Annotated in this window: 16 protein-coding genes; 7 read left to right on the forward strand and 9 right to left on the reverse strand. The window is 73.5% G+C overall.

Annotated features, from left to right (window positions below):
- Nucleotides 1–272: 272 nt before the first annotated feature.
- A complete protein-coding gene (gene ahcY, locus Aru02nite_RS03010) occupies nucleotides 273–1,721 on the reverse strand; it encodes an adenosylhomocysteinase (RefSeq protein WP_239076347.1) in 1,449 nt (482 codons plus the stop codon).
- 105 nt (nucleotides 1,722–1,826) lie between these two features.
- Here ahcY (Aru02nite_RS03010) and Aru02nite_RS03015 point away from each other — a divergent pair, with 105 nt between their 5' ends.
- Complete coding sequence (locus Aru02nite_RS03015; protein WP_203654698.1) at nucleotides 1,827–2,171, forward strand: MerR family transcriptional regulator; 345 nt, start codon at nucleotides 1,827–1,829, stop codon at nucleotides 2,169–2,171.
- A 6-nt stretch (nucleotides 2,172–2,177) separates the two neighbouring features.
- Here Aru02nite_RS03015 and Aru02nite_RS03020 read toward each other — a convergent pair whose 3' ends face one another.
- Together Aru02nite_RS03020 and ahcY (Aru02nite_RS03025) are read right to left on the reverse strand one after the other, a co-directional pair.
- Nucleotides 2,178–3,467: an MFS transporter gene (locus Aru02nite_RS03020; RefSeq protein ID WP_203654699.1), complete on the reverse strand. Its 1,290-nt coding sequence runs from the start codon at nucleotides 3,465–3,467 to the stop codon at nucleotides 2,178–2,180.
- Between the two features lie 46 nt (nucleotides 3,468–3,513).
- Nucleotides 3,514–4,782 carry an adenosylhomocysteinase gene (ahcY, locus tag Aru02nite_RS03025; protein ID WP_203654700.1) on the reverse strand — a complete coding sequence of 423 codons (1,269 nt, stop codon included), beginning with the start codon at nucleotides 4,780–4,782 and terminating at the stop codon, nucleotides 3,514–3,516.
- Nucleotides 4,783–4,820: 38 nt separating this feature from the next.
- Here ahcY (Aru02nite_RS03025) and Aru02nite_RS03030 point away from each other — a divergent pair, with 38 nt between their 5' ends.
- The 3 genes from Aru02nite_RS03030 to Aru02nite_RS37110 all read left to right on the forward strand — a co-directional run bounded on the left by Aru02nite_RS03030 (nucleotide 4,821) and on the right by Aru02nite_RS37110 (nucleotide 7,287).
- Nucleotides 4,821–5,177, forward strand: coding sequence for a nucleoside triphosphate pyrophosphohydrolase family protein (locus Aru02nite_RS03030; RefSeq protein WP_203654702.1), 357 nt, complete (start codon nucleotides 4,821–4,823; stop codon nucleotides 5,175–5,177).
- A gap of 46 nt (nucleotides 5,178–5,223) precedes the next feature.
- A complete protein-coding gene (locus Aru02nite_RS03035) occupies nucleotides 5,224–5,643 on the forward strand; it encodes a Fur family transcriptional regulator (protein ID WP_239076348.1) in 420 nt (139 codons plus the stop codon).
- 288 nt (nucleotides 5,644–5,931) lie between these two features.
- Nucleotides 5,932–7,287, forward strand: a complete 1,356-nt coding sequence (locus Aru02nite_RS37110; protein WP_203654706.1) for a helicase associated domain-containing protein — start codon at nucleotides 5,932–5,934, stop codon at nucleotides 7,285–7,287.
- Between the two features lie 40 nt (nucleotides 7,288–7,327).
- Here the strand turns inward: Aru02nite_RS37110 and Aru02nite_RS03045 are convergent, their stop codons facing one another.
- The gene (locus tag Aru02nite_RS03045) at nucleotides 7,328–8,590 is read right to left on the reverse strand and encodes an amidohydrolase family protein (protein WP_203654708.1); all 1,263 of its coding nucleotides are present in this window, start codon (nucleotides 8,588–8,590) and stop codon (nucleotides 7,328–7,330) included.
- Between the two features lie 74 nt (nucleotides 8,591–8,664).
- On the opposite strand from Aru02nite_RS03045, the gene Aru02nite_RS03050 reads away from it, so the two are divergent.
- Nucleotides 8,665–9,180, forward strand: a complete 516-nt coding sequence (locus Aru02nite_RS03050; protein ID WP_203654711.1) for a MarR family winged helix-turn-helix transcriptional regulator — start codon at nucleotides 8,665–8,667, stop codon at nucleotides 9,178–9,180.
- Between the two features lie 137 nt (nucleotides 9,181–9,317).
- Here the strand turns inward: Aru02nite_RS03050 and Aru02nite_RS03055 are convergent, their stop codons facing one another.
- Nucleotides 9,318–10,571, reverse strand: coding sequence for an alpha/beta hydrolase (locus Aru02nite_RS03055; RefSeq protein WP_203654712.1), 1,254 nt, complete (start codon nucleotides 10,569–10,571; stop codon nucleotides 9,318–9,320).
- A 421-nt stretch (nucleotides 10,572–10,992) separates the two neighbouring features.
- Here Aru02nite_RS03055 and Aru02nite_RS03060 point away from each other — a divergent pair, with 421 nt between their 5' ends.
- Entirely contained in the window at nucleotides 10,993–11,856 is an 864-nt protein-coding gene (locus tag Aru02nite_RS03060; RefSeq protein WP_203654885.1) for a serine protein kinase RIO, read from the forward strand.
- Nucleotides 11,857–12,019: 163 nt separating this feature from the next.
- Here the strand turns inward: Aru02nite_RS03060 and Aru02nite_RS03065 are convergent, their stop codons facing one another.
- Complete coding sequence (locus Aru02nite_RS03065; RefSeq protein ID WP_203654714.1) at nucleotides 12,020–13,678, reverse strand: methyltransferase; 1,659 nt, start codon at nucleotides 13,676–13,678, stop codon at nucleotides 12,020–12,022.
- A 599-nt stretch (nucleotides 13,679–14,277) separates the two neighbouring features.
- On the opposite strand from Aru02nite_RS03065, the gene Aru02nite_RS03070 reads away from it, so the two are divergent.
- Nucleotides 14,278–15,069 (forward strand): hypothetical protein, encoded by a 792-nt coding sequence (locus Aru02nite_RS03070; protein WP_203654716.1) that lies wholly within the window; start codon nucleotides 14,278–14,280, stop codon nucleotides 15,067–15,069.
- Nucleotides 15,070–15,082: 13 nt separating this feature from the next.
- Here Aru02nite_RS03070 and Aru02nite_RS03075 read toward each other — a convergent pair whose 3' ends face one another.
- Genes Aru02nite_RS03075 through Aru02nite_RS03085 form a run of 3 tightly spaced genes read right to left on the reverse strand, consistent with a single transcriptional unit; the run spans nucleotide 15,083 to nucleotide 18,894 of the window.
- Nucleotides 15,083–16,156 carry an ArsR/SmtB family transcription factor gene (locus Aru02nite_RS03075; RefSeq protein ID WP_203654718.1) on the reverse strand — a complete coding sequence of 358 codons (1,074 nt, stop codon included), beginning with the start codon at nucleotides 16,154–16,156 and terminating at the stop codon, nucleotides 15,083–15,085.
- A 39-nt stretch (nucleotides 16,157–16,195) separates the two neighbouring features.
- A complete protein-coding gene (locus Aru02nite_RS03080) occupies nucleotides 16,196–18,070 on the reverse strand; it encodes a CocE/NonD family hydrolase (RefSeq protein WP_203654719.1) in 1,875 nt (624 codons plus the stop codon).
- Between the two features lie 8 nt (nucleotides 18,071–18,078).
- On the reverse strand, nucleotides 18,079–18,894 hold the full coding sequence (locus Aru02nite_RS03085; RefSeq protein ID WP_203654720.1) for a substrate-binding periplasmic protein: 816 nt from the start codon (nucleotides 18,892–18,894) through the stop codon (nucleotides 18,079–18,081).
- Between the last annotated feature and the right edge of the window lie 77 nt (nucleotides 18,895–18,971).

Here is an 18,971-nt window from a genome sequence, read left to right on the forward strand (position 1 = left end):
CTACGTTAGGACCGGGGTGACGCGAATCCCTGTAGCGACAGGCCAACCGGAAGAATCGACGGTCGATCCACCGTCTGCTGTGGACTGTCCCGGACAGACCGATTCTCCGCCCGGAACCAGCACTGTCCACTGTGGACACGAAGGAGGCGCGGCCCCGCGGGACCGCGCCTCCATCCGGTACCACGACGAACTCAGTGGCCCGATGTGTTCAGTGGCCGACGTACTCAGTGGCCGACGAACTCAGTGGCCGACGAACTCAGTGGCCGACGAACTCAGTAGCGGTAGTGCTCCGGCTTGTACGGGCCCTCGGCCGGGATGCCCAGGTACGCCGCCTGCTCCGGGGTCAGCTCGGTCAGCTCGACGCCCAGCGCGCCCAGGTGCAGCCGCGCGACCTTCTCGTCCAGTACCTTCGGCAGCCGGTACACGCCGGTCGGGTACTCCTCGATCTTGGTGTGCAGCTCGATCTGCGCGATCGTCTGGTTGGCGAACGAGTTCGACATGACGAAGCTCGGGTGGCCGGTGGCGTTGCCCAGGTTCAGCAGGCGTCCCTCGGACAGCACGATGATCGTGTGGCCGTCGGCGAACTTCCACACGTCGACCTGCGGCTTGATGTTGATCCGCTCGATGCCCGGGGTCTTCATCAGGCCGGCCATGTCGATCTCGTTGTCGAAGTGGCCGATGTTGCCGACGATCGCCTGGTGCTTCATCTTCGCCATGTGCTCGGCGGTGATGACGTGGAAGTTGCCGGTCGCGGTGACGAAGATGTCGGCCTGGCCGACCACGTCGTCGAGCCGGGCAACCTGGTAGCCGTCCATCGCGGCCTGCAGCGCGTTGATCGGGTCGACCTCGGTGACGATGACCCGGGCGCCCTGGCCGCGCAGCGAGTCGGCGCACCCCTTGCCGACGTCGCCGTACCCGGCGATGACGGCGGTCTTGCCGCCGATCAGGGTGTCGGTGGCGCGGTTGATGCCGTCGATCAGCGAATGGCGGCATCCGTACCGGTTGTCAAACTTCGACTTGGTGACGGAGTCGTTCACGTTGATCGCCGGGAACAGCAGCTCGCCGCGCTCGGCCAGCTGGTACAGCCGGTGCACGCCGGTGGTGGTCTCCTCGGTGACGCCCTTGATGCCGGCGGAGATCGTCGTCCACTTCTGCGCGTCGGCCTCCAGCGAGGCGGCGAGCAGCTTCAGGATCTCGGCCTCCTCCTCGCTCTCCGCGGTCTCCACGGCCGGCACCTTGTTCGCCTTCTCGAACTCGACGCCCTTGTGTACGAGCAGGGTCGCGTCGCCGCCGTCGTCGAGGATCAGGTTCGGGCCACCGTCGGGCCAGGTGAGCGCCTTCTCGGTGCACCACCAGTACTCGGCGAGCGACTCGCCCTTCCAGGCGAACACCGGGACGCCCTGCGGGTTCTCCGGCGTACCGGTCGGGCCGACGGCGATCGCGGCGGCGGCGTGGTCCTGCGTGGAGAAGATGTTGCAGGACGCCCAGCGGACCTGCGCGCCGAGCGCGGTCAGGGTCTCGATCAGCACCGCGGTCTGCACGGTCATGTGCAGGGAGCCGGTGATGCGGGCGCCGGCCAGCGGCTGGCTCGCCCCGTACTCCTCGCGCAGCGCCATCAGGCCGGGCATCTCGTGCTCGGCGAGCTGGATCTCTTTCCGGCCGAACTCGGCCAGGCTCAGATCGGCGACCTTGAAGTCACCGGTCGCGTTCTCAACGGACACGTCATCTCCTACGGCTGAGAGCATCTCCGGCGAGTCTAGGTGGCCGGCGTCGAAGATCGCACAAGCCTCCGCCAGTACTTGACACAAGAATGTCAGAATCGCGGTATGCGCATCACCGAGGCCGCCGCACGACTCGGACTGTCCGCCCGGATGCTCCGGTACCGGGAGCGTCTGGGCCTGCTTCCGCCCGCCCACGACGGCCGCACCACCGGCGCCCACCGTCGGTACGACGAGGCCGACCTCACCACCATCACCCTCGGCCTCGCCATCGAGCGCCGGTACGAGGTGAGTCCCGCCGCGCTGGCGTTCGCGCTGCGCGTGCTCGCCGAGCCCGACGTCGCCCGGCACGTCCGCGAACTCGGCCAGCAGCTCGGTCGCCTCACTCCCCCGCCCACCCGCGCGCTGGACTTCGAGAAGCAGCGCGCCCTGCGCTGGCTCAACGGCACCTGACCGGCGTCAGTCGACGACCTCCGCCGTACGGTCGGTGCCGCGGAGCGCGACCGTGGCGTACCCGCCGCCGGCGACGATCAGCAGGCCGGCGAGGACGAACACGGTGTCGATCCGGCCGAACGGTACGCCGAGCGGCGCGGCGTGGAAGCCGAGCAGTACGGTGCTGGCGAGCCAGCCGGAGAGCGCGGTCCCGGCCAGCGACGCCACCTGCTGCACCGGGTTGAGCACCGAGACGACCCGGCCGAGCAGGTGCGCCGGCACCGTACGCAGCAGGATCGGGCCGAGCACCGTGTTCACCTCGCCGAGCGGTACGGCGACCACGACGAGCAGCACCAGGGCCGGCCACAGCGCGGTGACCCGGGCGTACGCGACGATGCCGAGGCCGACGACGAGCAGGCCCACCGCGAACACCCGGGCGTTGCCGAGCCGCGCCGCGACCGCCGCCGCGAGGAGCGCGCCGGCGACCGCGCCGATCCCGACCGCCATGTCGAGCGTGCCGTACCAGCGGGTCGCGGCGTGCAGGTTCGTGCCGACGAAGAAGACGTTGAGGGTGTTGAGCGCGCCGGTACCGAGGGTGGCGACGGCGACCGCGACGAGTACCGCGCGCAGGACCCGGCTGCCGCCGACGAACGCCAGCCCGGCCCGGAACTCGGGCCACAACCCGCGACGTACCCCGGCCGGGTCGGTGGCGACCGCACGCACCCGTACCGCGCGGACCGCCAGGAACGACACCAGGAACGTGACCGCGTCGAGCAGCAGCGACCAGCGGACGCCGACGGTGAACAGCAGCGGGGCGGCGAGCGGCGGACCGACGATCGCCGCGGCGGACTGGGTGGCCTGCCCGATGCCCGCGGCCCGGGACCGGTCGGCCGGATCGGCGACCACCTGCCCGATCAGCGCCAGCCGGGCCGGGTTGAAGAACTGCGCGGCCGCCGCCGTCACCGCGACCACCGCGTACGCGAGGGCGACGAGGGTGGTGGCCGGCAGGGTGCCGGCGGGCAGGAACGCCACGGCGGCGAGCGCGGCGACGAGCCCGGCGCGTACGAGGTCGGCGGCGAGCATGGTGCGTCGCCGGTCCCACCGGTCCACGAACACGCCCGCGACCGGCGCGACCAGCATCGTGACCAGCGCGACGACGGCCAGCAGCCCGGACACCGCGACCGGCGCGTACGACCGGCCGCGGAGCAGTACGGTGCCGATCCACAGCACCAGCGTGGTGTCGAAGACGTGGTCGCCGACGGTCGAGACGGCCTGCCCGGCCCAGAGCCGGGCGTACGCGCGGTTGACGAGCAGCACGCGCGGAGTGTGGCACCACGGCCGGCGGCTGTCCGTCCCGTCGGTGTCAGTCGGCGCGGTGCCAGCTGTTGAGGTACCCGGCCTGCGCCGGGGTGAGGGTGTCGAGGCGTACGTGCGTGGCGGCGAGCCGCAGCTCGGCCACCTCCCGGTCGATCTCGTCCGGCACCGCGTGTACGCCGGGCGGCAGCTCCGCCGAGGCCAGCCACGCGGCGGTGAGCGCCTGCCCGGCGAACGCGATGTCCATCACCGCGGCCGGGTTGCCTTCCGCGGCGGTCAGGTTGACGACGCGGCCCTCGGCGAGCAGCAGCAGCCGCCGCCCGTCCGCCAGCACGTACTCGTCGGTGTGGGCGCGGACGCCGGAGTGCCGTTCCACGGCGAGGTCAGTGAGGGCCGGGATGTCGATCTCGACGTCGAAGTGGCCGGCGTTGGCGAGGACGGCGCCGTCGCGCATCAGCGCGAAGTGTTCGGCGCGCAGCACGTCGCGGTTGCCGGTGGCGGTGACGAACACCTCGCCGACCGCGGCCGCCTCCGCCATCGGCAGCACCTGGTACCCGGCGAGCGTGGCGGCCAGCGCGCGCAGCGGGTCGACCTCGGTGACGACCACCCGGGCGCCGAGTCCGCGCGCCCGTTCGGCCACGCCGGTGCCGCACTGGCCGTACCCGGCGACGACCACGGTGCGGCCGGCGAGCAGCATCGACGTCGCCCGCAGTACTCCGTCCACTGTGGACTGTCCGGTGCCGTACCGGTTGTCGACCAGTAGCCGGGTCGGGGTCTGGTCGAGCGCCACCATCGGGAACCGCAGCGCGCCCGCCCGCGCCATCTGCCGCAGCCGCAGCACGCCGCTGGTGGTCGACTCGCAGCCCGCGCGTACGCCGGCGGCCAGGTCCGCGCGGCCCGCCGCGTGCAGCTCGTCGACCAGGTCACCGCCCTCGTCGAAGATCAGCGTCGGTGCCACGTCCAGCACCGCCGCCACGTGCCGCCGGTACGTCTCGGCGTCGACGCCGCTGCGCGCGAACACCCCCACCCCGTACTCCGCGGCCAGCGCGGCGGCGGTGTCGTCCTGGGTGGACAGCGGGTTGGACGCGGCGAGTCGTACCTCGGCGCCGCCGGCGACGAGCGTGCGCAGGAGTACCGCGGTCTCGGCCGTGACCTGGAGGCACGCGGCGACCCGGATCCCGGCGAACGGCCGGTCCACGGCGAACCGCTCCCGCAACGCCCGCAGTACCGGCATGGAACGCTCGGCCCAGTCGACCCGGCGTACACCCGCGGCGGCCGAACCCAGGTCGGCCACCTCGTACCGGTCCCCCGCGTCCATGATCGGCACCCTAGTCGACGCCGCTGTAGCGTGCCGGCATGGACATCGAGGCGCTCTCCGAGCAGGTCGAGGCGGTGTCCGCCGGGTACGCCGCGGCGTTCGGCATCGACCGGGACGAGCCGTGGTTCCTGCTCAAGCTCCAGGAGGAGATGGGCGAGCTGACCCAGGCGTACCTGATGCTGCGGGGGCTGGCCCGGACGAAGGGGCGCACGTCGGAGGAACGGGACGCCGCGTTCCGGGCCGAGGTGGCCGACGTGTTCTGCCACGTCCTGCTGCTGGCCCGGGCGCACGACGTCGACCTGCCGGCCGAGATCGGGCGCAAGTGGCTCTCCCGACTGGAAGTCCCCTGCCGGCTGGATCCGCCGGGCTCGGGTGCCCCGCCCGGCCCGGCATGATTGCATGGCAATATCGCCATGCATCGACGCGCGAGGGAGGACGACGGTGGCGGACGGGCGGACCGGGGCGGCACAGACCCGGGCGACGTGGCAGCGCGCCGCCGTACGGGAGCTGCTCGCCGAGACCGACGAGTTCCGCAGCGCGCAGCAGTTGCACGAGCTGTTGCGCCGCGGCGGCAGCACGATCGGCCTGACCACCGTGTACCGGGCGCTGCAGAGCCTCGCCGATGCGGGTGAGCTGGACGTCATCACGATCGCCGGGGACGAGAAGCTCTACCGGCAGTGCGCCGGCAGCGGTCACCACCACCACCTGGTGTGCCGCGTCTGCGGGCGTACCCGGGAGGTCGACGTACCCGCCGCGGAGAAGGCCGCCACCCAGCTCGCCGCGCGCTACGGGTACGACCAGGTGCGGCACACGGTGGAGATCTTCGGCCGCTGCCCGGAGTGCGCCGCCAGCGGCGCCTGAGCGTTCCAGCGCCGACCGCCAGCGGCGCCTGAGCGTTCCGGCGCCGAGCGCCACCCGCAACGTTCCACCGCCGCGCCGCGACGACGGCCCGGCGTGCCGTCCCACCGCGCCCGGATCCGGTGCCACCCGGTCACGGGACGATCACCCGAACGTGGACACGACCGACCAGCCGGCGAACTCGTTGCCCCGGGTACCGCATCGAACACCCAGTACCCAAAACCCTCCGTGCCCGTTAGAACCACACAGAGAAACCCCATCAGGTACGAGAGTGGTCTCAAGGAGGCGAGCGTGGCCGAACCGGCCCACAGCACCACCCCGCCCCCGGCACCGGACCGCCGGAACACGACGGCGTGGCGCACCGCCCTCGCCGCCGTCACCCGGTACGCGAAGGCCAACGGCCACACGTACCCGCCGCGCGACGCCCGTACGCCGGACGGCCGGAACCTCGCGACCTGGGTGAGCAACGCGCGGTACGCGTACCACCGGGGCACGTTGAGCCGGGACCGCGTCGAGGCGCTGGAGGCCGTACCGCACTGGGTGTGGCGGACGAAGAACCCGCGGCGAAGACTGGACACCGGCCTCGCCCGGTGGAACCTCGGCTTTCCCCACCTCGCCGCCTGGGTCGCCGACCACGGTCGCATCCCGCCCGTCGGCGCGGTCGCCGACGACGGGTACCCGGTCGGCCGCTTCGCCCGCAACTGCCGCCAGCACCGCGCCCGGCTCACCACCGACCAGCGCGCCGCGCTGCTGCGGTTGCCCGCCTGGACGTGGGACGTGGCCGCCGACCGCCGGCGTACCGCGGCGGACCGGCTCGGGCAACTCCGTACGTTCGTCGGCCGGCACCGCCATCTGCCGCAGCCCGACGCCGACGACCCGGCCGAACGCACTCTCGCCGGCTGGCTGCGCCGCTCCCACCCGACCCTCGCCGGCCAACTCGCCGAGGTACGCGCCGCCGCGGTGCCGGACACGTGGCTGCGCCGGTACCGGCTGGCGGCGGCCGGCGACACCAGCAAGTCGACGGTGGAGTGGATGAGCCGGCAGCGCTCCGCCGCCCGCCGCGGCGAACTCCCCGAACCGCACCGCGAACTGTTCGCCACTCTCCGCGGCAGCCAGGAACGCCGCTGGCACCAGCGCGCCACCGAACTCCGCGCCGCGGTACGCCGGGGTCGGCGGCCCACCGAGTCCGCGCTCGGCTGGCTCGCCCGGCAACGCCGCCGCGACGAACGCGGCACCCTCACCGACGCGCAGCACACCGAACTCGCCGAGCTGACCGGCCTGGTCACGCGGTTCCGCGCCGAGAACCCGCCGCGCCGCCCACCCGTCGCCTGCCAACGACCCGGCTGTACGACGCGGATCCAGCCGCCGGCGCGCGGCCGCGCCCCCCGGTACTGCGGGCGTACGTGTGCCGCCGCCGCGCGCCGCCGCGCGTCCGCGACGACCCCGACGGCCAGGTCCGCCGCCGCGCTGATCCGGTTGGTACCGGCGCTCGAACGGGTCGCCGCCGGTCGCACGGCCGGGCTGCCCGCACTCACCCGCCGCGTCCAGCGCGCCGCGGACGCGCTCGCCACCGGCACCCACCGGGTACGGCCGGCCGCGACCCGTACCCGGCGGCGGCGCTGGCGCGCGACCACCACCGTCCACTGAGGACGGTCGGACCGGCGGCGGCACCGTCCGGTACGGACGGTCAGAGCGGCAGCCGCGCGGCGGAGTCCCGCGCCGCCGCCACCGCCGCCGGTACGTCCGCGAGCAGGCGCCCGGCGCGCTTCACCACGCGCCCGGCGACGAGCACGGTGTCCACGTTGCCGGGATGCGCACCGAGTACGACGGCGGCGGCCGGGTCGGTGACCGGCGCGAGGTTGACGGCGTCGGCGCGCAGCAGCACGAGGTCGGCGGCGAGCCCGACGGCCACCGCGCCCGTACGGTCGGCGAGCCCGGCGACGGCGGCACCGTCCGCCGTCGCCAGCCGCAGTACGTCGGCGGCGGTGGGCAACGGCTCGCCGACCGGCGTGTCGCGGCGCCACGACGCCAGCGCGAGCCGCATCTGGCTGAACAGGTCGGCGCTCGCGGCCACCTCGGTGTCGGTCGACAGCGATGCGCGTACGCCGGCCCGCCGCAGCCGGCGCAGTGCCGTGCCCGCCCCGACCCCCGGCATCACCAGCTCGGTCTGCGGGCTGACCGACACCCCCACCCCGTACTCGGCGAGCAGCGCCAGGTCGGTGTCACTCGCACCCGTCGCGTGCACGACGGTGAGGTCGGGGCCGAGCAGCTTCGCGTCGGCGAGCGCGCCGATGCCGTCCGGGTGGTCGCCCGGCGCGCCGCCCGCGACGTGCGCGCTCACCGGTACGCCGAGGTCGCGGGCCAGGGCGAGGTCGGCCCGGGTGGTGTCCAGATCGCTGAAGTCCGGCCCGCGTACGGCAAGGGCCAGCGTGACGAGCGCGTCGTCGTCGGGCAGCAGCTCGGCGCGGACCCGTCGTACGTCGGCGGGGTGCGGGCCGACGTGCCCGCCGGCCCAGCCGTGCGCGAAGACGGCGCGGACGCCGGCGTCGCGCAACGCCCGTACGGACGCGTCGGCGTGCGCGGGCGTGGCCATCACGTGCGCCCAGTCGACGACCGTGGTGATGCCGGCGTCGAGCGCGGCGAGCGCGCCGAGCAGCGTCCCCGCGTACACGTCGGCGGGCCGGAACGCGGCGCCGAGCGGGCCGAACATCCGGGCCGCGTAGTCGCCGAGGGTCCAGTCGGATCCGGTCTGCCGCAACGCGGTCTGCCAGGTGTGCCGGTGCGTGTCGACGAACCCCGGCAGGACGAGCGTGCCGGCCGCGTCGATCACCTCCACCCCCGGCGGTACGGCGAGGTCCGGGCCGACCGCGGCGATCCGCCCGCCGCGCACCAGTACGTCGGCGTGGGTGTCGGGGTCGACGAGCCGGCCGCCGCGGATCAGGACGTCCATCCAAGTACCTCCGTAGAAAGCTTTTTGAAAAGCTACAGAGAAAGCTAGCAGGGAAGCCCGATAGGCTCAACCGCATGAAGGTGACGCGGACCGACCCGGTGGACGACCTGGTCGCCGCCTGGCGCGCCGAACTGCCCGAGGTCGAGCTCGGCCCCCTGGAGATCGGCAAGCGCGTCGCGCGGCTCACCGTGCTGCTCGACGACGCCGCCGCGCCTGAGCTGACCCGGCTCGGCCTGACCAAGGCCGAGTACCAGATCCTGGCGACGCTGCGGTCGGTCGGGAAGCCCTACCGCCGCCGGCAGAACGAACTCGCCGCCTCGCTGCTGCTGTCCTCCGGCGGTACCACCAACGTGGTGCACCGGCTGGTCGCCGCCGGCCTCGTCGTCCGCGAGCCGGACCCGGGCGACCGGCGCGGCTCCGCGGTCCGCCTCACCGACGAGGGCGTCGAGCGCGCCGAGGAGGCCGTCCTCGCGACGAACGCCGCGCACGCCGCCCTGTTCGCCCACCTCGACGCCGACACCACCGCCGCGCTCACCACACAGCTGCGCGCCACGCTCCGCGCACTGGACCGCCCCGGCCGCCGCCACTGACGATTCGCTTGCGCCACAAGGCAACGCCGTCACGGCTGGCCGCGACACCCGCCCGCGACGCCCGCGCTCACGCGCCCGCCTCGCCGCGTCCGCGGTGAACGCCGGTCGCTGACGCCCGACCGCGTGGTGGTCCCCGGCTACGCGGTGGGTGAGGCGACGACGCTGCGGCGGGTCGGGGTGCCGGCCGTACCGCTGCGGGTGGACGGGCGCGGCTTCGCGAGTTCGCCCGGGGGCTGGCCGGTGGAGTGCGACGGCTTCGGCGGCAGCGGCGTACGCGGGATGTTGCCGGGGACGGAGGCGACCGCGAGCGGCGGGCCGAGGTGCGCCGACAGCCAGTCGAACGCCGGGCCCTCGATCGCCCGCCACGTCACCATGTTGTGCCCACCGGTGTTCACCTCGACCTGGGTGAGGTGCACCGGGCCCGGGTGGCGGCGCAGCGCGGCGGCGAACAGGTGCGCCTCCTTGCACGGCTCCGGGTCGGGCTTGGCGCACGCCGAGTACAGCGAGATGCCGGGCAGGTGCCGGGCGTGTTCCAGCTGCCACAACGGATAGCTGGCCTGGCGGGCTTTCACGTTGCCGTGGAACAGGTTGCCCGTACCGCGATCCTGGTACGGGATGAAGTAGCCGGACATGGCGGCGCCCGCGGCGTAGCCGTACCCGGGTTGGAACGCGAGGTTGTTCACGCAGAACCCGCCGGTGGAGTACCCGATGAGGCCCCAGCCGTCGCGGGTGAGCGCGGCGCGGAACTTGGTCCGGACGACCTGCTGCACGTCCCGCGTCAGGTACGTGGCGAACTGGTCGCCGCCGACCGCGTTGATGCACTCGGAGTCGCGCCACTTGTTCGTCTGCTGGGTCGGCATCACGACGATGGTCGGCGCCATCCGGCCGGCGGCGATCTCCGCGTCGAGGATGCGCGGCAGGTGCAGTGTGTGGGTCCAGCGCTCCGGCGTGCCGGGGAACCCGTCCAGCGCCTCGACCACCGGGAACCGCCGGTGCGTCCACCCCTTCTGGCTGTACTGCGGGGGCAGGTAGACGAGCGCCGGCAGGTCGAGCCCGGAGCGCGCGCCGGGAATCCTGAGCGACATCACGATGCCGTGGCCGTGCTTGTTCGCCGCGTCGGCGGCGGCCTTGCGGTCCAGCGTGCCCGACGCCGCCGCCTGCGTCTTCGTACCCTCGGCGCCGAGCAGGTCGTCCCAGCTGGTGAAGAAGTCCTGCTTGCGGTTGATCTCCAGCCCGATGGCCAGGCTGAACAGCAGCTGCCCGCACACGACGAGCGCGATCGTACGGACCAGGCGCAGGGTGCGCCAACGCCACCCGTACACGGCGAGGACCGGCATGGCCAGGGCCAGCAGTCCGACGACCACCAACAGCGGCCTTCCGGTCAGACTCATGGCGTAAGGCTAGAAACACCACAGCAAGACACCGGCAAATCTCGGGCAACGGGAGGTACTCGTCACCCGCGGCAACCTAAGAGGTCCTGACAGAAAGGACTGTCGGGACCTCTAAATGGGTTGCGCGGCGTCGTACTGCCGATAGTGTGTGCGCTCGATGCCGGTGCTCCGGCAGGTCGAGCTGCCGGCGGTGCCGGCGGGGTGCGAAGGGAGGCGTGACCTCATGGCTGCCGATGTCATTCGGCGCGCCTTCGTGTGCGCGTCAGACGCCTTCCGCTTCGCCCAGCCCACCGCCTGAGTCACGTGCCCGCGGTGGGCCACTCCCGAGGAGACCACCGCAGTGCACGAGTACGACAGCTTCACCCGTATCCGTTCCCGTGGCGGGAAGAAGAGCCGCGAGGACACCACCACCGAGTACGACATGGACGGGGCGTTCGCCGACTACGCCGAGCGGTTCGACGTGTTCGGCGAGGACACGCCGGTCGCGCCGGACGGTCCGCCGTCCGGTGACCGCTGGTCCACCTGGGACCAGTCCACCCCCACCGAGCGCGGCCCCCGGCCGTACCCGGAGTGGGTGGTGACCGAGCTGGGTGCGGTCGACACCGAGCTGGGCGTCCTGAAGACGGGCAAGGAGGCGGACGTCTACCTGCTCGACCGGTCCGTACCCGGGACCGACCGCGGCACGCTGCTCGCCGCCAAGCGGTACCGGGATCCGAAGCACCGGATGTTCCACCGCGACTCCGGGTACCTGGAAGGCAGGCGGGACAAGGAATCCCGGGTCAACCGGGCGGTCGCGAAACGGTCCGCGTTCGGCCGCGAGGCGATCGCCGGGATGTGGGCGAACGCCGAGTTCACCGCCCTGTGCCGGATGTACGAGGCGGGCGCGGCCGTGCCGTACCCGGTGCAGATCGTGGGCACCGAGCTGCTGATGGAGTTCGTCGGGACGGCCGACGGTACGGCGGCGCCGCGGCTCGCGCAGACCCGGCCCGACCCCACCGAACTCGCCGACCTGTGGGAACAGTTGCGGCACAGCCTGTCCGTACTCGCCCGCGACGGGTACGCGCACGGCGACCTGTCCGCGTACAACCTGCTGGTGCACGAGGGGCGGCTCGTCGTCATCGACGTGCCGCAGATCGTGGACGTGATCGGCAACCCGCGCGGCCGGGAGTTCCTGGAACGCGACGTACGCAACGTCGGTGGCTGGTTCACCGCACGCGGGCTGTCCGCCGACCTCGTCGACGGGCTCGCCGCCGACCTGGTCCACGACGCCGGACTCGACCGCTGACCGCCGGCCTCGCCCGGACCCCGCGCCCGCGTACCGGGGTGGGGCCGGGCGTGCGCGGGCTGTCGCGCCGGTGGCCGGAGGTTCGGCGGCGCGGGTCGGGTCGGCGGCGGCCGCCGCGCGGTGGGCGTCGCCGGCCGCCGGCCCGGTCCGGTCCGGCTGAAGGTCAGACCGGGGTGGCGACGATGAGGTTCATGTCGACCGGCAGCGCGCGCACGCCGGTGAGCTGGAAACCCGCCCCCGCCAGCAGCTTGTCGTACTCGGCGCGGCTGCGTTCCCGGCCACCGGTCACCGCGAGCATCTGCATGTCCCACGGCAGGGCGAGCGAGAAGCCGCCCAGGTCGGCGCCGTCGTCGGGCAGCAGCCGTTCCAGTACGAGCAGGGTGGCGTCCGGGACGCAGGCGGCGCGGCACGCGGTGAGGATCCGGTGGCAGTCCGCGTCGTCCCAGTCGTGCAGCACCCGGGACAGCAGGTACACGTCGCCACCGTCCGGTACGGCGGTGAAGAAGTCGCCGGCCTCGGTACGCAACCGCCCGTCGGCGCCCGCGGCGGCGGCCACGTGGTCGCGGTCGAACAGCACGCCGGAGGTCGTCGGGTGCCGGTGCAGTACGGCGCGGAGCAGGGCGCCGTTGCCGCCGCCGACGTCCACGACCGTCGCGCCCGCCGGGAAGTCGTACGCGGTGCCGACCTCGGCGGCGACCACGTCGGTCACCGCCGCCATCGTCCGGTCGAAGACCCGCGCGGTCTCCGGGTGCGCGGCGAGCCAGTCGAAGTGCTCCGTCCCGTACCGGTGGCCGAAGGCGCTGCCGCCGTCCCGTACCGCGGGCAGCAGCTCGGACCACGCGTCGTAGAACGCCCCGCCGTACAGCCGGGTCAGGTCGCGGAACGGGTTGTCGGCGCGCAGCAGCGCACCGGTGCCGGTGAGGGCGAAACGCCCGTCGCCGGCCGGGCGCAGCACGTCCAGGTGCGCCAGGAAACGCAGCAGCCGGGCGGTCGCGTCCGGATCGGTACCGGCGCGCTCGGCGACCTCCGCGGCGCTGGCCGGCTCGACCAGCAGGTCGGCGAGCCCCAGCTCCGCCGCCACGTGGACGGCGCGGGCCGCCCAGTGCCCGGTGAGCAGCGCGAGCAGTTTCTCCGGCGCCTGCCCGAACTGTTGCCCGACGCTGCGCAGATGCCCGTCGATGACCTCCGGGAAATGGCCGGCACAGGTCAGCTCGAATCGGCGGACACCCGCCGCGGAACCGTCCGGGACGCGGAAGTACAAGACCGAACGGCCGCCCGAGGCGGCATCGTCGTACGGGTTGTAGCCGCCGCCGTCGGGAACCAGCGACAGCCGATTCGCGAACGTCTTCCGCAGCGATTCCAAAGCGCCGTCGCCGGGGTCCACCATGGTGAACGCGAAATGCGCCTCGGTGTCGTTCGCCCGCTCCGCGGCCACCATCGACGCGGGCAGTTCGCCGGTCGCCGCGAACACCTCGACACCGCGCCCCGCGGCCGGGCCCGACGGGATCGTCCCGCGCACGATCGACACCGGCAGCGCGTCCTCGGCCACCCCGTACCGCTCGGCGAGGCGCTGCCGCACCACCACGCTCGCCACCGGGGGCAGCGCCGTGAACCCGGCGTCGGTCAGCAGCTCGGTCACGTCGGCGACGTCGTCCGGGAAGACCAGCAGCGCGGCATGGTCGAACACCAGCACACCGTCCAGGCCGGGATCACGACCGCCGACGAATTCACTGAAGAACCCGGCGACCGATTCCCTCCCCCCGTACTCCCGCACCTCGTCGAGAAGCCGGCGCAGCCGCGCGGAATCCTGGGCGTCCAGCACTGTGTGGCTCCTTTTCCGGGGTGGCCGGTATCGAGCTGCACGGCGAATTCGCCGGCCGTTCATCGAGCCGACTCCCACGGTCGCGCGGCGACTCGGGCTCCCATTCTTGGGTAGCGCCGGGCGGCTCCGCAACCCGGCGGTGGGATCGGACGGAGTCGATGAGTTCGGGTCCGATCCTCGTCCTACCCACGGCACGGACGCGGCTACGACGAGGCGCCGCGGACACCCGGCCCGTCGACACCGGAGCCATGTCGGCCCGGCGCCGCTGGACAGGCGCGCGGCCGGACGCGGGTGTACCGGACGGTGGTGCCGGGGGTCGGCAAGGCTGCCACGAACCAGCCGAACCGGTGGCGCTTCGGCCGTGAATCCCGTTGCCCGGCGCGGATCCCGCCGGCCTGCGACGATGAAGGTGACCGCGTCTCCGGCGTGTCGGCGATGCGGTCGCCCCGTCCCGCGGTACAAGGGGTCGGTTCCGCGGACCCCTGGTTGAAATGCCGCGGTTGGGGGTATTACTAGGGTGGGCATCTCATGATCGACGGCGCGGCGGCTGGAGGGGCATCATGGGGATCCGACGGGACTTCTCTGACCACGAAGTTGCCTTGCGCGACACCGGTTTCCGGCCCGAGGCGGCCTTCGACACCGCGGTCCGCGGGTACGACCGGGACCAGGTCCGGCGGTACGCGGACCGCGTCGAACGCACCCTCACCGAGCTCGCCGTCCGACAGGGTCGGGCGCAGGCCCGCGAACGCGAACTGATGACGCAGATCGCCGAGCTGCGCGCCGACATGATCGCGCAGGACCGCGACGAGCAGGTCAACCGGCTGACGCCGGCGCAGTACCTGGGTGGGCGGATGGAGCAGTTGCTCGCCGAGTCCGAGCAGCTGTCCGCGGGTGTGCTGGAGGACGCGCACACCGAGGCGGAGCGGATCCGCGCGGCGGCCCGCGACGACGCCGAGGCGGCGCGCGCCGCGGCGCACCAGGACGCGGAGGCGGCGCGGACGGCGGCGCGCAACGACGCCGAGGCGACGCGTACCGCGGCGCGCAACGACGCGGAGTCGATGCGTACGGCGGCGGCCGAGGACGCGAAGGTGGCCGTGGCCGACGCGCAGCACCGGGCCGGCCGGATCGTCGACGAGGCGCGGCAGGAGGCCGCCAGGATCCTCGGCCTCGCGCGCGAGCGGTACGACAAGGCCGCCGCGGTGCGGCACGCCGTACACGAGGAGATCGTGGAGGTCCTGCGGACGGTGAGCCAGCTCGCCGGGCCGGCCGAGGAACCGGTCGAGACCGGCGAGGACGCGGCCGAACCGCTCTGGCTGGTCAACAACGCGCCCCGGCCGCGCCGCCCCGACGACGTGCAGGCCCGCCCCGCGGGCGTCCCCGCCGCCGACTGATCCGCGGCGGTGGTCAGCGCATCACGGTGGCGAGCAGGTCGACGCCGAGGTCGAGCAGCAGCCGGGCGTGCAGCCGGTGGTAGACCATGCGGCCCTCGCGGCGGGAGGTGACGAGGCCGACCTCGCGCAGCCGGCGGATGTGCCGGGACACCTGCGGCTCGCCCAGCGCCGTACGTTCGGCCAGCTCGGACGTGGTGATCGGCTCGCCGAGCAGGTGCCGGCAGAGGTCGAGGCGGGCCGGTTCGGCGAGGGCGGCGATGCGTTCGCGGACCAGCGACTGGGAGACCTGCCGGTGCTGTTCCCAGTCGCCGGCGAGGAAGTGCACGACGACCGGCTCGTCCGGGTCGAGCTTCACGATCAGGTGCGGCCACCCGCGCAGCGTCGGTACGAGCAGGCAGCCGTGCGCGGCGACGGCCCCGGTCGCGGACTGGAGCTTGTCGTAGTGCACCCGCGGCGGTACGTCGGTGGTGGTGGCGGTCGGCGACATGGACGCGAGGGTGGCGGCGACCGTCGCGCCGCGGGTGGCGTCGCGCAGCCGGGCGGACACGTCGCGCAGCCGCGGGCCGACCATCCGCCACTCCGCGTCGAAGTACGAGGTGGCGCAGCGGGCGAGCGTCTCGACCAGGCCGGCGCGTACGGCGGCGGGATCGGTGACGAGGGCGCGCGCCAGCTCGGCCCGGGAGTACGAGCGGCGCTCGCAGGCGCGCAGGAAGCCGGACGGGTCGGCGAGCAGCCCGTCGACGGGGAAGGTGGTGCCGCGGATCGCGATCGCCGCGTACCGGACGAAGGTGTCCTCGTCGAGCCGGGACAGCGCGTCGAGTTCGCCGTCGAGGTCACGGTCGAGCGGCCCGGCGAACGGGTAGAACAGCCGGCAGCGGAACCGGGCCCACAGCGGCGCGTGGTACGCGAGGTCGGTGGCGAGGCCGTCCGGCATCCGTTCGCGGACCCGGCCGAGCCAGGCCCGGGACTCGGGGTGGTGCTCGGGCTCGGCCAGTACGTGCAGCCCGGCCATCAGCTCGGCGAGCGGGGACGCGCCCGCGACCAGGTCGGCCGGGCGCGCCTTCGCCAGGTCGAGCGTCACCACCACGGACGCCGAGTCTAGGGCCGGCGCGTCCCGGGTCGCCGGTCAGGACGCCGGCAGTGCCTCCGCGCCGGCGAGTACGTGCACCGTCAGCCCGGAGGGTCCGAGATGTACCCGGTTGGTGGCGACGACGCGGCGGCGGGAGTCGACCTCGGTGCCGCCGGTGTTCGGGTTGACGTCGAACCGCGGGAAGTTGCTGGACGACACGTCCAGCCGGATCCGGTGCCCGGCGGCGAACAGGTTCGCGGTGTCCGGCACCGGCACCACGATCTCGTACTCCGCCCCCGGCTCCATCGGCTCGGGCCGCTCGTACGAGTTGCGGTAGCGGCAGCGCAGGATCCCGTCGGTCAGGTTCATCGCGTACCCGTTGGGGTGGTCCGGGTTCGGCGGGTGCACGTCGACCAGCTTGGCCGTGAAGTCCGTGTCGACGGCGCTGGACGACACGCGCAGGCGTACCTCGACGGGGCCGGCGAGCGCCACGTCGGCGGCGAGCGGCGGGGTCTGGAAGACGAGCACGTCGGGCCGGCTGGCCAGCGGCAGGTACGGCGCGGTCCCGCCGTACGTGCCGGGCCCGGGGACCTGGTCGTACGCGCCGCCGGACATCACCGGTTCGCCGGAGGTGACCTGCCCGCCGATCGTCGGCACCGGCCGCGCCGGGTCGAAGTCGTACTCGACGGTCCCGCCGTCCGGCGCGTCGGTGCCGAGCGTGCCGCCGTCCCGCAGGTACAGGGTGACGGGGGTGGTCTCGGTGGGCGGCCACGCCGACGCGGTGCGCCACGAGCCGCCGTGGTCGAGCCGGCCCTCCGCGGTACGCCGGCCGGAGCCGCCGCCCATCAGGAAGTACCGGACGGCGGGGTCGTCGCCGCCCTCCCCCGCCAGGTGCCGGGCCAGGAAGTCGGCGCGGAACTCCAGGTAGTCCGGCGCCAGGTTGCCGTCGAGGGTGGCCGCCGGCCCGAAGTCCACGTCCCCGGCGTACGACACGCTGCGCGCGCCGTGCGTCCACGGGCCGATGACGAGCCGGGTCGGGCCGGTCTTGCGGGCCGACAGCTGGCGGACGTTCTCCAGGGCGGTCGGCACGTACGGGTCGTACCAGCTCACCATGTGCAGGCTCGGTACGTCCGGGAACGCGTCGTACCAGCCGCGGCCGTAGATGCCGAGCTGCCGCCAGAACCCGTCGAACGCGCCGTGCGCCCACTGGTCCAGCAGATACTCCTCGTACTCCGGGACCGCGGCGAGCGGGGACAGGCCCCGCCGCCACGGCAGCGCGCCGAACCAGGCCCGCAGGTCCTGCGAGTCCAGCGCGGCCCGGACGACCGGGTCGGCGCGCGCGGCGGGGCTCTCCTGCGCGTGCCGGAACGCCCACGTCGCCTGCTTCAGCTCGAACGCGCCGCCCATCCGCACGCCCGCCTCGTACGCGCTGGCGAAGCCGCCCGAGTCGACGAACATCGCCGCCAGGTGCGGCGGGGCGAGCGCGGCCAGCGCGGTCTGCGCGTGCGCCGAGTACGAGACGCCGGTGGTGGCCACCCGCCCGTCGCACCACGGCTGCGCGGCCAGCCACTCGACCGTGTCGTACCCGTCCTCCGCCTCGCCCAGGTACTTGACGAACGTGCCGTCCGAGTCGCCCCGCCCGCGGCAGTCCTGGCGTACCAGGACGAGGCCGCGGCGGGCGAAGTACGCGGCCTGGTCGACCGGCTGGATCGGCGCGCCGTCGCGGGTCAGGCCGTCCGACCCGCGACGCTCGCGCCGCCCGTACGGGGTGCGCTCCAGCAGTACCGGGGCGGGTGCCGGCTCGGCGGTCAGGGCGTACCGGTCGGCGACGAGCTCGACGCCGTCCCGCATCGGGATCCGCAGCACCGTGCGGTACACGGATCCGCCGTCAGGTAACGGAATCGGTTCGGCGGTCGCGGGCGTGACGGTCACGGTCGTCCTCACTTGCCGAGCGCCGGCCACACCTTGACCAGCTCCGGGCGCGGCGGCTCGGTGAACCAGCGCCGGTAGATCTTCAGGAACGTGCCGTCGGCGACCATCGCGGCGAGCTGCTTGTCCACGGCCGTACGGAACGCGGTGTTGTCCCTGCCCGTGGCCATCGCGGTCGGGTGGTCGACCGGCGCGGACACCGCGACCTTCAACGAGTCGTACTGCTTGAGGTAGGCGTCGGCGTCGGGGCCGCCGACCACGAACGCGTCGAGGTTGCCGGACAGCAGCTGCGACACGGCGGCGTTCTGGTTCTGGAACTTGGTGGCCACCACGCCGGGCATCTTGTCCAGGAACCTCTCCTGCACCGCCCCGGTCACCACGCCGACCTTCCTGCCCTTGAAGTCGCCGAGTCCCTTGGCGCTACTGGACTTCCGGGTCAGGACCGCGGTGGTGCTCCAGTACAGGGCCTTGGTGAACGCGACGGACCGCTCGCGTTCCGGGGTGACGCCGAGGCCGCTGGCCGCCAGGTCGTACTGGCCGGTCGTGACGCCCTGCAGCGCACCCGGCACCGTGCTCGCCTTGTACTGCACCTTCACGTGCAGCCGCTTCGCGACCTCGTCGGTCAGGTCGACGATGTAGCCCTTCGGCGTGCCGCCCTTCGCGGCCGACGCGAACGGCGGCTGGTCGGTGGACACCGCGGCGGAGATCGTACCGGGCTGGACGAGGTGCAGCGGGTTGTCGGCGGCGTCGGAAGCGCCGCCACCGCAGGCGGTGAGCGGCAGGGCCGCGGCGAGTACCGCGCCGGCCGCGAGGACACGCAGTCGCATGGGATGGGTCCTTTCGAGGGGTACGGAACCTGGGGACGTTCCGCCGATTGCCTTGGTACGTCAGGGAAAGCGGGTTC

Source organism: Actinocatenispora rupis (assembly GCF_016861975.1).
Lineage (GTDB): Bacteria > Actinomycetota > Actinomycetes > Mycobacteriales > Micromonosporaceae > Actinocatenispora > Actinocatenispora rupis.

Excerpts from the sequence above, each read along its gene's own strand:
- Aru02nite_RS03030 (WP_203654702.1), top strand. The coding sequence starts at position 4,821 with ATGGACATCGAGGCGCTCTCCGAGCAGGTCGAGGCGGTGTCCGCCGGG.
- Aru02nite_RS03045 (WP_203654708.1), bottom strand. The coding sequence starts at position 8,590 with ATGGACGTCCTGATCCGCGGCGGCCGGCTCGTCGACCCCGACACCCAC.
- Aru02nite_RS03055 (WP_203654712.1), bottom strand. The coding sequence starts at position 10,571 with ATGAGTCTGACCGGAAGGCCGCTGTTGGTGGTCGTCGGACTGCTGGCC.
- Aru02nite_RS03060 (WP_203654885.1), top strand. The coding sequence starts at position 10,993 with ATGGACGGGGCGTTCGCCGACTACGCCGAGCGGTTCGACGTGTTCGGC.
- Aru02nite_RS03050 (WP_203654711.1), top strand. The coding sequence starts at position 8,665 with ATGAAGGTGACGCGGACCGACCCGGTGGACGACCTGGTCGCCGCCTGG.
- ahcY (WP_203654700.1), bottom strand. The coding sequence starts at position 4,782 with ATGGACGCGGGGGACCGGTACGAGGTGGCCGACCTGGGTTCGGCCGCC.
- Aru02nite_RS03085 (WP_203654720.1), bottom strand. The coding sequence starts at position 18,894 with ATGCGACTGCGTGTCCTCGCGGCCGGCGCGGTACTCGCCGCGGCCCTG.
- Aru02nite_RS03015 (WP_203654698.1), top strand. The coding sequence starts at position 1,827 with ATGCGCATCACCGAGGCCGCCGCACGACTCGGACTGTCCGCCCGGATG.